Raw genomic sequence first — 13,472 nt, forward strand, 5'->3', positions numbered from 1 at the left:
CAGACGCTCGCATTTCCGTTTCTATGCCCTTCAGGCGGGCGTTCTCTGGAAACCAGGTCAAGAAGCTCCTGAAGGAGCACGGCACAGAGTTTCTATGCCCTTCAGGCGGGCGTTCTCTGGAAACCCTTCGATGACTCCGAGCCGTCTGGCCCGCGACGATGATGCCCGTTGCGCAGGAACGGCCGCAAGGGCACCCCTTGGGTGGTGACGTGAGTCACATCTCGATGGATCACGGCCGTGACCTGCTGGAACGAGCCGCGCGGGAATCGCCGATCCTGGCCTGTCCGGCCCGTAGGCCGGTGACGCCCAGATCGCCGGGGGTGCCGGTCAAGGTCGGGGCTCAGCCGCTCGAGTACGGACCTGCACGAGGTATCGGCCCCGGAACCCGAGGAGAGCCCCAGGCTTGGTGGGGCGGTCCGGGCGGCCGGGGTGTCCGCCCCTGTTCCCCGGAACCCGGCTGGACTTCGACACCCGCCATGCGTACGGACGGAGCTTCGCGGTCGCGCTGCGCGGCTGAGCCTGATGTAGGGGTACAGTTTATAGAGGTGTAGTTCTATGTTCTGCACGTCGGAGAGGTGTGGGTCGGAGAGGCATGGACAAGCCCGTCGAGATGTTCGACCGCGACTACGAATGGTCGGCGCTGACGCGGTTCATCGAGGATGAACAGCCTGGCGCGACGCTCGGGGTGGTCTCCGGACGGCGCCGACAGGGCAAGACCTTCCTGCTCGATGCGGCCTGCCGTGCCGCAGGCGGGTTCTACTTCGGGGCGACCGAGGCCACCGATGCCGAGTCCCTGCGGCGAATGAGTGCCGCGCTCACCGCGCATGTGCGCCCTGCCAGTCCGTACCACTTCTCCGACTGGGCCGAGGCCGTCGACGCGCTCCTCGCGCTGGGTACGGAGCGGCCCGTGCCCGTCGTGATCGACGAGTTCCCGTACCTCGCCAAGGCGAATCCAGAGCTCCCGTCGATCATCCAGGAGGCGCTGCGAACCCTGCGCGACCAGCGCAGCGGATCCCGTACCCGGCTGCTGCTGTGCGGCTCGGCGCTGTCGTTCATGGGGAGGCTGCTGTCCGGCAACGCTCCCCTGCGAGGCCGGGCAGGGCTGGAGTTGGTCGTCCGCCCTCTTGACCACCGCCTGGCCGCCGAGTTCTGGAACATCACTGACCCGCGCCTGGCCCTGCAGGTCAACGCCATCGTGGGCGGTACCCCTGCGTATCGACGGGAATTCGCCCGCGGCGACACCCCGGACGGAGCCGACGACTTCGACGACTGGGTCGTCCGCACCGTCCTCAACCCAGAGACCCCGCTGTTCCGGGAAGCCCGGTATCTGCTCGCGGAAGAGCCCGACCTGCGGGACACCGCCCTGTACCTGTCCGTGCTGGCGGCGGTCGCCGACGGCAATGCCACCCGCGGGGGCATGGCCGGGTACCTGGAGCGCAAGGCCACGGACATCGCGCACCCCATCAACGTCCTTGAGGACGCCGGCCTGCTGCACCGGGATGCCGACGCCTTCCGCGCCAACCGTCCCACCTACCGCATCGCCGAACCGCTGATCGGCTTCTACCACGCCATCATGCGGCCGGTCTGGGACCAGTTGGAACGCCCCGGCAGCGCGGCCCGGGTCTGGCAGGCCAGCCGACGCCGCTTCACCAGCAACGTCCTCGGCCCTCACTTCGAACAGGTCTGCCGCGACTGGGCACTGCACCACGCCGACCCGGAGCTGTTCGGCGGTCTGCCCGCGCGGGTCGGACACGGCGTGGTGCACGATCCCAAAGCCCGTGTCGGCCACGAAGTGGATGTGGCGGTCATCGGCATCGCCGACGGCTCCAGGCCACCGCTCCTTGCCATCGGCGAGGCCAAGTGGAACGACACGATGGGCATCGCCCACATCGAGCGCCTCCAGCACATCCGAGACCTCATCGCCCAGTCCGGACGTTACGACACCACCGGCACCCGACTCATGTGCCTCAGCGGCGCGGGCTTCAACGACAAGGCGTACGCGGCCGCACAGGCTGGCCCCGATGTCCAACTGGTCGGCCTGGAGGCGCTGTACGGCATGGCGTGACGGCCAGCGTAAAACGCGAAGGTTCCAGAAATCCTGGACGCCCAGGGGCGTGAACCTGTGCGCCGATCGCTATTCCGGCGCCAATTGTCGCCGGATGATGCCATTTCTATGCCCTTTAAGCGGGCGTTCTTTGGAAACCAGTTCCGATCCCTACCCGTGGCCGCATAACGGCTGGTTTCTATGCCCTTCAGGTGGGCGTTCTCTGGAAACGTACGACGGCTACGAGATACAGACGACGTTCTGGAACGTTTCTATGCCCTTCAGGCGGGCGTTCTTTGGGAAACCCTTCGACGATTCCGAGCCGTCTGACCCGCGATGATGATGCCCGTTGCGCAGGAACGGCCGCAAGGGCGCCCCTTGGGTGGTGACGCGAGTCACATATCGATGGATCACGGCTATGACCTGCTGGAATGAGCCGCGCGGGAATCGCCGTTGCTGGCCTATCCGGTCGTAGCCGGTGACGCCCAGGCCACCGGGATGCCGGTCAAGGAGGAACGGGCGCGCCCGTGGTGCCCTGCGGTGATCGTCATTCGAGGTCGACCTCAACTGAGCCCAGACCATGGGTTGTCTGGGCCCCCGCCCCAGCTGTTATGGCGAACAGGGAGAGGGCGGGGAAGAGTTGAGGGACGCGTTCGTGTGGTTCGTAGCGGCCGAGGAGTCGGAAGGCGGCGGTTCCGGTGAAGCCGATGCGGGTGCCGGAGCCGAGGTCCACGGGGAGCGAGGAGATCTCGTGGGCCGAGAGGGCCACCGCTCCCAGGAGTTCTTTCCCTTCCACGTCTGTCAGGCGCGCGGTTTCGGGGGCGAAGAGGTTCCAGCGTCGGATGAGGCCTCCGTACAGCAGTACGGGGTCCGGGAGCGGGTGCCAGCGGCCGTTGCGGGAGAAGTAGGTAGCGGAGCGGAATTGGATGATCGCGCGGGAAGCGGGGGGTAGTTGGGACAGGGCCGCGTACGGGGTGAACTCCTCGTGGGCGGTGGTCACGGTGAAGTGCTGGGAGCCGAGCCGGACTGTTCGGCCGGTCAGGCGCGTGAGGTCCGGGCGGGGTGTGTCCGGCAGCCAGCCGAGGCGGAGGAGGGCGCCTGGCCTGCCGCTCTGGGGTGAGGGCGTCGCCAGGAGTGGGGAGACGGTGTAGGGCTTGTGCTGGGCGTGGTGGTCCGCGCCGGTGCCCTCGAGCAGCAGAGCGGCGAGGCCGTGCAACTGGGCGGGTGTGACGGGCTGTTCGGCGTCCGGGCGGTCTGCGGTGAGTGCGAGTGTCCAGCGGGTCGGCATCAGCGGAGCTGCCGGTGTCGGGGCGTGTGCATGTGCGGGGCTCCTGGTTCAGCGTGCTGTGGCGTTCAGTGGGCTGTGGCGCGGACGAAGGTGGCGGGGGCGGGGCCGGGTAGTTCGAGGAGTTCGAAGGCCAGGGCGTGGGCCTCGGGCGGCAGGGGGCCGACCTGTTTGTCGTCCGCGGCCCAGGGCGTGCCGGGGCGGATGTGGACGCGGACCTGTTCGCCGCCGTCCTGGCCGGGGTGGAGGGCGGCGGTCAGGGCGTACGGGCCGTCGATGCGCAGGCGCAGGCAGCGGTTCTGGCCCCAGGCCCACAGGTGGGTGGATGGGGGAGGGTGTGCGGGCAACCGGTCCGCGCCGGTGACGTGGAAGCCGTCCAAGTCGGCCCAGGCGCATGTGGTGCCGGCCAGCAGGGAGCGTGCCTCGGTCCAGTCGAGACGGCCGTGGCGGGCCAAGCGGGCGGCGGTGGGCAGTGCGGTGTGCTCGGGCTCGGGCTGGGTGGTGGGCACGCTGGCCGTCATGCCGGGGCCTCCTCGGTGGCCTGGGCGGGCGCCGGGCTCGTCGGTCGGTGGTGGGCCCGCAGGGTGTCCATGGCCGACGTGCGTTCGGCTGTGAGCCAGTCAGCTGTTGTGGGTTGTGCGGTGAGAGTGCCGTAGCCGCGGGTGGTGCCGCCGCCGATGCCGATGGCTCCGTCCGCCAGGTCCTTCAGGGCGAGGACCAGGGCGGCGCGTATCAGGTCGGGTACTGCTTTGTCGTGGCGGATGTGCAGGGTCAAGTGGCCGTCTTCGACGGTCTCTTCCGAGTAGAGGGCCTCGTCGCGGGCGCCGCCGAAGACGCGGTCGATGGCGACGTGGTTGCGCACCCGGACCTCGCCTCCCCGTACGGGGGAGTCGGCGAACAGGAGCCGTCCGCGGGCGCCGACCGTCTTCGACGGCTCGGCGCCGTTCGCCGCCCGGCCGGGGCGTTCGCTCCAGCCGAAGGCCTCGCAGACCACGCAAGTGCCGCAGCTGCCCGAGGTGTTGTCCTCGACGGAGGCGCACACGTCGCCGATGCCGACCGACCGCAGGATGAACTCGACGCGGGCACGCAGGACGCCCTTCCAGGTGCTGCCGGGGATGACCGGTACGTTCTCGTGATCCCGCAGGATCTTGGCGACACCGCCTCGGCGTCCGGAGCGCTCGGCGGAGGTGCCGGTGCCGATGTGGACGGCGTCGGCGATACGGAACTGAAGGGCCCTGCCGAACACGTACGGCTCGTCCGGGGCGCCGCCTGCCCGCTGCGCGCGGTCGTGGACGACGGTGGCCTGGTCGTCGACGAGGCCGGGGCCGCCGGTGGTGAGCCAGTGGTGCAGGCCGGCAGGGGTGGACAGGTCGATGACGCGGTGGCGGACGGTGATGAGTTCGGCGCGGCCGTAGCCGGTGGTACGTCCGCCGCCGATACGCGGCCGCCAGCCGCGGAGCAGTTCGAGGACCTCGTCGACCAAGGGGGAGACGGTGGTTTCGCTGTCGATGCGCAGCCAGAGGGTCAGTTCGGTGCCGGGCGGGAGGAGTTCGCGGTCGTGGAGGGTGGTGGCCTTGGCGGCGGCGCGGTGCCGGTCGACGGCTGTATGGCGGCGATGCGTCACAGGTGTGTCGGGCAGGGTGAGCCGGGTGCCAAGGACCCGGACGGGGGAGGCGATCGCGGTGGTCTCCTCCCGGCCGTTGCGGGAGGTGTTGTCCGGGTCCTTGAAGACGTCGCCGAAGAGGGCCCGCCGCCGGTCCGGCGGGGTCTGGTGCCGTAGCGACCCGGTCAGGGAGGTGCCGGGCAGGTACGGGTTGCCCCAGCCGTCGCGGGCCAGCGGCAGGTCGGGACGCAGGACGGAGGCGACGGTGTGGGCCTCGGGGGCGGTGACCGCGCCGGGTCCGGTGAGTTCCAGCTCGGCCTGGAGGATGTGGACGATGCTCATGACCTCGGGGTCTGCCTCTCCATCAGCCGGTTGAGGGCGCTGAGGATGCCCAGGGTGCGGTCGAGGACATCGGCGGGAGCGTCCAGCAGCATGCGGGTGAGGGCACGCCGCTGGTCCGGGGTCAGCCTCCGCATCCGGGGACGTTCCAGCAGCCCGATCCGCTGCGCGGTGGGCCCCTGGATGTGGGAGCGCAGGTTGTCGGCGAACCACGCGCCGTGCCCGGTGTCCAGGATCATGCGCGCGTACGCCTCGGCCGGGTCCGGCGCCCGGTCCTGACCCGTGGCGACGGGTTCCGGCCCGGGAACCTGTTCCCAGGCGGTGGTGGCGGTCTCCAGAGCGCCGAAGCCCTCGTTGCGACGTAGTCCGATGCCACGCCCCGCCAGGGCGAGCAGCCCATCGGGAGCGGGTGGCCGGTTGAAGCCGAGGAGGAGGACGGAGCCGGCGCTGACGGCCAGTTCGACCGGTTTGGGCAGCCGGGAGGCGGCGTGCCAGCCGCCGACCCGTTCCCGCCGCGCCCACACCCGTTCCACGTCGGTGACGTGTGCGCCGCCGAGCAGTGAGGAGAGTTCCGCGTCGAGCGCGGCGCGCAGAGCCTGGGGGTCGGCGAGGTCGAGGGGCAGCCCTGAGGGATCGGTGAGGATCGCGGGTGCGATCAGACGCAGTGCGATCCGGTGCCCTGTCGTGGGCGGGACGAGGGTTGCGGCGGGGGAGGGGGTGTAGGTGACGGCTCCGGAGGTGCCGCGGCGCCCGCCCAGACGTAGCCGTCGGGAGCGGCTCAGCCACGCTGCTGACTCGTCGGACAGCCGGGAGCCCAGGGCGATACGGCCGTGGAAGGTGCGTTCGGCACCTTCGGCGTCGCGGTGGGTCAGGGCGCGGCGGGTGAACAGCAGGCGCTCTTCCGCGACTTGGCGTGCGTCGTCGATCTGCAGATGAGTGCTCTGTGTGACGTATGGTCCCGACGCGGCGCCGGTGAACTCGACCTCGCCCCGCCCGGACGCCAGCGGCCCGTGCGTGCACGACGGCTCGCCCTGGTTCTCGTCTCCGGTGCCGACGAAGGCCTCGTCGACGACGGTGGCGCAGTTCCGGTACTTGCAGCGCAGCACCGACAAAGGCACCACCTGCGAGCCGGTCGCGAACAGCGGCCCGTAGCAGACCTCATCCTCGAACAGGGTGAGGAACTCGCGGCGCTTGGCGGCAGGCACCTTGGTGGGCAGACCGTGCTCGGCGATCCACGCGGCGGCCAGCGCCCCACGTACTACCGAGCCGGGGACGTGGAGGCGGGTGGGTACCGGTGCGGTGCCGGCGGGATGGACGCCGAGGGCGAGGGGCTGGTGAGCGGTCACCTGGATGTCAAGCACGCGGGTGGCTCCTCCACTGGTCGGCGAGCGCAGTGAAGCGGCTGAGCAGTGTCTCGTCGACGACAGGGTCGGCGGGCGCGCACTGGACCCAGCCCAGGCCCCGACGTCGCTCCGCGCCCAGACTGTGCACACCGGCGGCGGCACACGCCAGGACCGCCAGGTGACCGTCCCGGTCCAGAAGAGGGCCGCCGGTCTCGGGCAGCGGCCCATGCTGGCTGACCGTGAACTCGGCGCTGTGCGCCCACACTTCCTCCCCGTACAGCAGGTGGTCGCGTAGCGCGGCACCCGCGTCCTCGTCCAGGCGCACCCGTGCCCGTACGGCCACCACGGGCTGCCCCTCGGGATCGCCGTCCTGGAAACGGGCCGCCTCCCAGCCCCATGGAGTGGGGTGGTGCGGGCCGCCGAAGACGGCCTCCACCAGGCGTGGCAGGCCCGGCAGGAGGCGCTCCGCGGAATCCCGCATCAGCCCCTTGAGGGTGGAGGCGGGCAGCAGGTTGTCCCGGTCGACGACCGCGTCGATGCCGGGCCGGCCGTTGCCGGTGGCGACCCGGAACGGGCCGTGGAAGGTGATTGTCACGCGCATGGCCACCACCGGGCGAGATTGAGGGCCGCGCCCAGCCCGACCCCGCAGGTGGGCGGCTGCTCGAGCCGGTCGAGGGGAGGAAGGAAGGGCCGTACGGCGTCGAGATGGCCCACCCGGTCGGCGAGGGCCGCCGCCGTGAGCAGGCCGCTGCCGCGCAGTGCCTCCGTGAGCCGGGCCCGGTGGCTGGCCGGTACTCTCACCAGCCGCGACAGTGCCTCGCTCGCGGTGGTCTCGCCGCCACCCTCGGTCCGCAGTACCGACAGGGCCAGCGGCGGGTGCGCGGGAGCCTCGGGGCCGTCGGCGGTGAAGTCCAGCCACTGCACCGACGCCCGCTGCCCGCCGAACGCCCGCTTCGCCTCCGACAGCCGCTGCCCCGCCGACTCCACCAGCAGGTTCAGCGGATGGGAGGCGTGGGCGATCACGACACCGGCCGAGGCAGTCGGCGGCTGAAGCTCGGACAGTCCCCGGTCGGCGCGCAGCCGGTTCAGCCTGCCCAGTGTCTCGGCCGTCGCCTTGTGCACCCGGCTCCCGAACTCCTCCAGGAACGTCAGCGTGAACTTCCATGCCTGATCGGCCGGGAGACTCACCAGCACGTCGTCCCCGCCGACCACGTGCGGCACGAGACACAGCCGTTCGAGGTCCATCGCCAGTGACAGCTCCAGCGCGGCATGGGCCAGCGCCTCGCGGGTGGCGGCCGACAATGCCGCGGAGATCGTGGCCTTCGACTTCCGCAGTTCCGAGTCGCGGCTGCTCTCGTCGGCCAGAGCCGTGAAGAACGCCCCGAACGCGTTGCCGTCCACGGCCACGGTCGCCAGATGGTTGCGCCCCGAGGCCGCGCTGCCCAGTGCGGCGAGTCCGGCGAAGTCCTCCGGCGCGGGCTTCAGGCCGATCTCTTCCAGCAGCCGCCCCTCGGGGCTGCGCGGATCCGCCACCGCCTCGCGGCGGGACACATTGCGCATCGAGCAGTCCAGACACAGCGCCAGCACTCCGTCCAGCACACCTTCGGTGCCCGCCGCCGGATCGGTGTGGCACATCCGGCACGGCACGGCCAGCGGGAACTCCGCCACCGGCGGCAGGTCGTGCCGCACCCGCCCGTGCCGCAGTTTCGGCTGCAACTCATGCGCGTGGACGGCGAGATACGACTCTCCCTGCCCCCATACCGAGTGGAACTCCGCACCGGGCAACGCCCGCCGCAGGTGCGCGAAGACACCGTTCTGAACCCGCCGGACCCGCTCGCCCACATCGTCCCCGGTGGGCGCGGGAAAGCGGAGGCCGACCACACCGTCCGCCTTGCCTGCCTCCGGGTTGACCTCCGCCAGGCGTCCGACCACCCGCTCGATCGATGCGTCGGCGGTGGCCTGCGCCAGTCGGTTGCTCGCGGCCCGGTGCCCGCGCAGCCCCGCAGTGCGGGTCAGATACTGCTGGATCCGTACGGCGCCGAAGTCGACGTATACGTACGCGTCGGTCACCGTTGCTCCCCCTTGTTCCCGGGGCCCTGCTTCTCCTGCGGGATGGCCTCTATCTCAGGGCTCGGGGCCGCGGACGCGGGCAGCTGCCGGTAGGAGAACTCGGCACCCTTCTTCCAGCCGCCCTTCTCCGTCCAGGTCCAGGACGCGCCGCCCGTCGTCTCCTTCCAGAACGTGAAGGACGGCAGCAGCGCCTGCGGATGCAACGGCTGGTCCGGCTCGGGCAGTTGGCCCGCGGGCGGGTACCACACCTGGTGCGGCGGGGCCCAGTCCAGCCGCAGCACCTTCGTCAGCTGCCGCTTCCAGATGTCCTTCAGCTCCCTGGACGCTGTGCGGCGGAACGCAGCCACAGCGTCCGCCACCCCGAGCGGCGGAGCCGTCTCGCCGAGGTAGCGGCTCACCGCATCGTCCAGGGCGGCGACGGTGACCCGGGAGGTCACGGTGCCGAAGCCGAGCGGGCGTCCGCCGCCCACGGCCCAGCCGTACTCGGCACGTCCGCCGTCGGCGTTCTCGTCGTCGTAGGGGTGGAGGAGCAGGGCGGGATCCAGCGCGCACAGCAGCCCGCCGAGGTCGGCGGCGGTGAGGTTCTCGAAGTGCACCCGCGTGGTGAACACCGCACCCGCCGGTACGGACTCGGCCTGGGCGAGCATCCTGTTGTCCGGCTCGTACAGGTCCTCGTGGAACACTCTCGGCTTCGCCGCGCCGGCCCGGAAGTACGGGCGATCGCCGGGCGTCCCCGTCAGCCAGTACTGCTTGCGGCCGCGCAGCCCCCGCCGTCCCTTGCCGTCGCCCTCCGAGCCCCACTCACGCAGCGGCCGGGCGTTCTCACCGACGGACGTCCTGCCCTCGGAGCCCTGGTCGCGGTTCAGGTAGAACTGGCCGGCGCCCGGCTTCGGCGCACTCATCGGCGGCAGCCATTCCTGCCGCGGCTCATACGCCTCACGCGGAACGGCGTCACCGAAGCGGACATGGCCGCGATAGGCGTTCTGCTCCGCCCGCCCCCGCCCGCCCTCGGTCTCCGTGTCGGCCGACCCGAAGACGCGGCAACTCGGGCACAGGTATTGAGGATCGGTGCACGCCAGCGCATGCGCGGGAACCCGCTGCCGGGCCTTGTCCACGCCTCCCGCGTGCCGCCACACCACCGCCAGCGCGACGTCCTTCACCACCAGCGCCCCGCCCGTCACCTCGGGCAGCACCCACACGACCTGCTCCGCATACAGCCGTCGCCGGGCGGCGATACGTCTGCCCAGAAGGCCGCTGTCCTTGGGATGTTGTACGGGCTTCCAGAGCGGTTGGGAGTCGCCCTGGGCCGGGTCCTGGCGGAACTCCCGCATGTCGTTGGTGTCGTCGACCGAGTCCAGGAAGCTCTCCCACACCCCGTCACCGAACTCCACGGCACGGACGGTGTCCTCAAGCTCGCCGGTGGCACAGAAGTAGCGCCCGCGCAGCCGCGCACCGCCGCCAGGGTTCCTGCGGTCCTTCCGCCGAGTTCGCGCGTCGGTGACCAGCACCACCCAGTCCCCGCCCTCGCGCACCAGGTCGGGCGCCTCCAACTGCCGGCGCCCCAGGGCCTCCTCGCCCCGGCCCAGCAGCGTCACCCGCGCCCCGGTCCGAAGATTCTCCGCCCCGCCCAGCGCACGGTGCAGCGCCGCGGACTCCACCCACACCGGAGCCTGCGGACACAGCTGCATCCGCGTCGGCCTGCCGTCCTCGTCCACCTCGTCGACCCGGGCCAGCCGCCAGGCCGGTGGGCGGCTGCGCACCTGGTCCCGGTAGCCGGGCCGGAAGTCACCGTTGAAGATCCGCAGGCACCCTCCCGCCAGCGTCTCGTGCAGCGACCGCACCGCACCCGCCAGCGACGACCCCGGAAGATACGGCACCCGCTCCTCGAAACCGGCCACCACCCGCCGGGGGAAGACCCCGTCGTCATCGTCGTACACATGGCGCAGCAGCAGCGGACTGCGGGCCGTCAGCTCAACCTCGAGAACCCCCGAGCAGCGCCCCTCCGCAAGCGGATCGAGCATGCCGTGTCCCGGAGGCGCCGCCCGCCAACCCTCCTCCGGCGTCCCCTTCGGCACGGACACGAAGGTGTACGGATTGACGAATGTGTCCCGCCCCGCGCCCTTGCCGTCGGACACCCGATTCCTCCCCCGAGACGATGGTGATCCATCGTGGAAACGTGAAGCACATTAAGTACCCGAATGCACACTGGGGGCAAGGGGAACAAGGAGCTCTGGCAGGAGAGTTGACAGCTTCGCGGTACGACGGATAAGCGCATGTGCGCGCCAGGCGTTGACGACAACGGGCGGCGGTCGGCGGCACCGAGGGGGCCGGGCCGGAGCGCGAGGCCCTCGCGAGGCTCTTGCGTGAGGTGGCCCTGCCGCCGAGATGTCTCCCAGGGAGCTGTGCCTCAGGAGGACGTTCCGGCGGGAGGAAGACGGCGGGCCCTGGGGGAACGAAGACGGGGAGGACGCTGCCGACGCAGCGACTGCGGCCGCTGTGACGGCTCCGGCAGGCGCGGCCGTTGCGGCGGCACAAGGGCCGGCCGGTGCTCGGCGACCGGTACCAGCGCGGTCCGCCTGCCCACGAGGGCCCCGAGCGCGAGGACGAAGGTGGAGGGTCCGTCCGTGAACAGCCAGCAGGTTCCGTCCGTGCCCTGTTCCTCGACAGTACGGCGCCAGTGGTGGACGACGTAGCGGACGAGCGCCTCGTGGTGCTCGGCCGTGTCGGAGACGTTCCCCGGGCGGGTACGGATGACCAGGGCGCCGACGCAGCGGTTGCCCGCCGGATCACTCTGCTCACTCTGCCGACCTGGACTGTCGGGCTGGACCCGGTGGCCCGGCCGGCCTTGACTGCTGGGCGGGTCGGTTCGCTGGTCCTGACGGCCCGGCTGACTCCGCTGCCCCTGGGGGTCCGGGAACGCGTAGACGTCGCTTTCGCCCTGCTCGGCGGCCGACAGCGCGTCCCGTACCAGCCCCGGGTTGTCCGCGAGCGCCACGACCAGCGCGATCCGCTTGGGTCCGGGCCGCTCGGCCCCACCGTTGAACGAGTGCCAGACGGGTGCCTGTTCCGGGTTTTCCAGCACATCGCGCAGGCGTCGCAGATCGTCCGCGTCCGGTGGCCGTTTCAGGGCACTGTCCAGGTGCAGGGCCGGGAAGGAAGCCCGTCCGCGTTCCTCGGACTGCCCCATGAGACGCGCCGCGATCCGGCGCCTGGGCGCTGGCTGGCGGATGCCGGGCTCGTCCGGCCCTCGCTGCCCGTCCGGCTCTCCGGAGGGAGGCTGATAAGCGGGAGCCTCGGCGAAGATGCTTACGTTGTCGTGCAGTTGGGCGCGGAGCAGACCGCCCAGCCGGAAGGCGTCCGCATGCCGGGCCGTCACGTAGAACGACACCGACTCGGGCGCCCCCGTGTCCCCGGAGGACTCCTCTTCGAGCCTGGCCTGCATCACCCGGTACGCGAAGGCGACCCGGTCGATGCCCCGGACACCGCCGAGGAGCGCGTCCGGCTCGACGACGAAACAGGCCGCGTGCCGCCTGAGAGCGTCGTCCTGCATCTCCCGCAGCCGCGTACGGTCCCAGGTCGATCCAGCCCCGAGGTAGATGACGATGCCGACCCCTTCCTTGGTACGCAACGCATGCGTGGCCCAGGCGACCAGCAGCACGGCGACCAGGGCCACGGCGCTCATCCAGTAGAGGGAGTTCCCGACACGAGGAACGGCCTGCACGAGATCGGGCAACAACCCCAGCGCCAGCGCGGCGGCCGTCGTGGCGAGCAGCGACCACATCCCCTCGCGGGACAACAGAAACGTCCACAGCCAGGACTTGCTCCGCCTCCGCCTCATCCGAAGTACGCCCCCGTCTTCGTCCTCTTACTGAAGTCCGGTGTCCAGCCCCATACCGGAGTCAGCCGTGGATCAACTGATCGGTGACCGTAGCACCGAGGCCACCGGAACACGGACGGCTCCGGAGAATCCTGGCAGATCCTGGAGGTCGGCCTGAGGCCGTTTCTGCGCGGGGCGTTTCCGCACGTCAGTCAGCGGCAAGCAGAAGTGTGACGTGGACCACTTTGCGTGGGGGAGGTGGCGGGCGTTCCCGCGCAACGGGCATCGTTGGCTCAGGTCACGGCTGGGGGATCTGGGGAAGGGTTTCCGAACAACGCCCGGCTGAAGGGCATAGAAACGCCGACACGTTGCCGGTGGGGACGAGGTCCTCGGAGGTTTCCCAAAAACGCCCGCCCAAAGGGCATGGAAACGTGGTGGTCCGGGGGTTCCAGCCGAGTCCGACAGTGTTTCCCAACAACGCCCGACTGACGGGCATAGAAACACGTCGGTCCTCTTGTTGTTCGTTGGTGAATTTCGGCCGGTTCCCAAATAACGCTCGGTTGAAGGGCATAGAAACGAGGTCCAGCACGTCCTTAAGTCATCTGGTGGCCGCGGCCCCGCTGTTGTTCACGGACCGGGGCCAACTGGCAGACGGCCGCAGGACGTTCCTGCCTGGCCACGCGGAGGCTCAGGGCGAGGTGACGCTCCCCGGCCCTCCCGCGTGAGATAAATCGATGGCGCCCGAGTGGGCGCGCATCTATCGTGAGTGGGCCTCGTGCGACAGTTGTTCGCTGCCGCTGTCGGCTGAGTGAGAAAGGGAGGTGTGACCGATGGCTGTCTTCGTGATGGGCGCTGCCCGCATCCGGAAGTTCATCAAGTACACCTCTGTGGCCACCGGCTGACATCCCCCGGGGCCACCCTTCGAAGGGCCACCCCATTGTCTTTCTCTTCTCGTTCAAGAGGAGCCGGAC

9 protein-coding genes are annotated in these 13,472 nt (G+C 70.5%); 1 reads left to right on the forward strand and 8 read right to left on the reverse strand.

What is annotated here, in order from left to right; translation table 11 throughout:
* Nucleotides 1-592 precede the first annotated feature (592 nt).
* A complete protein-coding gene (locus tag OP79_RS36055) occupies nt 593-2,065 on the forward strand; it encodes an AAA family ATPase (RefSeq protein ID WP_033326349.1) in 1,473 nt (490 codons plus the stop codon).
* Nucleotides 2,066-2,591: 526 nt separating this feature from the next.
* Here OP79_RS36055 and cas6 read toward each other — a convergent pair.
* The 8 genes from cas6 to OP79_RS36095 form a co-directional block, all read right to left on the reverse strand.
* Nucleotides 2,592-3,332, reverse strand: coding sequence for a CRISPR system precrRNA processing endoribonuclease RAMP protein Cas6 (gene cas6 / locus OP79_RS36060; protein ID WP_051745176.1), 741 nt, complete (start codon nt 3,330-3,332; stop codon nt 2,592-2,594).
* A 65-nt stretch (nt 3,333-3,397) separates the two neighbouring features.
* A complete protein-coding gene (locus tag OP79_RS36065) occupies nt 3,398-3,850 on the reverse strand; it encodes a hypothetical protein (RefSeq protein WP_033326351.1) in 453 nt (150 codons plus the stop codon).
* Entirely contained in the window at nt 3,847-5,274 is a 1,428-nt protein-coding gene (locus OP79_RS36070) for an RAMP superfamily CRISPR-associated protein (RefSeq protein ID WP_033326353.1), read from the reverse strand. Before OP79_RS36070 ends, OP79_RS36065 begins: the two co-directional genes overlap by 4 nt.
* A complete protein-coding gene (locus tag OP79_RS36075; RefSeq protein ID WP_033326355.1) occupies nt 5,271-6,632 on the reverse strand; it encodes a type III-B CRISPR module-associated Cmr3 family protein in 1,362 nt (453 codons plus the stop codon). The genes OP79_RS36070 and OP79_RS36075 overlap by 4 nt, the downstream gene beginning before the upstream one ends.
* Nucleotides 6,625-7,215 carry an RAMP superfamily CRISPR-associated protein gene (locus tag OP79_RS55505; protein ID WP_051745177.1) on the reverse strand — a complete coding sequence of 197 codons (591 nt, stop codon included), beginning with the start codon at nt 7,213-7,215 and terminating at the stop codon, nt 6,625-6,627. The genes OP79_RS36075 and OP79_RS55505 overlap by 8 nt, the downstream gene beginning before the upstream one ends.
* Nucleotides 7,206-8,684 (reverse strand): Cas10/Cmr2 second palm domain-containing protein, encoded by a 1,479-nt coding sequence (locus OP79_RS36085; RefSeq protein WP_033326357.1) that lies wholly within the window; start codon nt 8,682-8,684, stop codon nt 7,206-7,208. Before OP79_RS36085 ends, OP79_RS55505 begins: the two co-directional genes overlap by 10 nt.
* Entirely contained in the window at nt 8,681-10,819 is a 2,139-nt protein-coding gene (locus OP79_RS36090) for a TIGR03986 family type III CRISPR-associated RAMP protein (protein ID WP_033326359.1), read from the reverse strand. The genes OP79_RS36085 and OP79_RS36090 overlap by 4 nt, the downstream gene beginning before the upstream one ends.
* Nucleotides 10,820-11,091: 272 nt before the next feature.
* Nucleotides 11,092-12,522, reverse strand: a complete 1,431-nt coding sequence (locus OP79_RS36095) for a hypothetical protein (RefSeq protein WP_157857413.1) — start codon at nt 12,520-12,522, stop codon at nt 11,092-11,094.
* Nucleotides 12,523-13,472: the final 950 nt, after the last annotated feature.

Source organism: Streptomyces yerevanensis (assembly GCF_000716805.1).
Lineage (GTDB): Bacteria > Actinomycetota > Actinomycetes > Streptomycetales > Streptomycetaceae > Streptomyces > Streptomyces flaveus.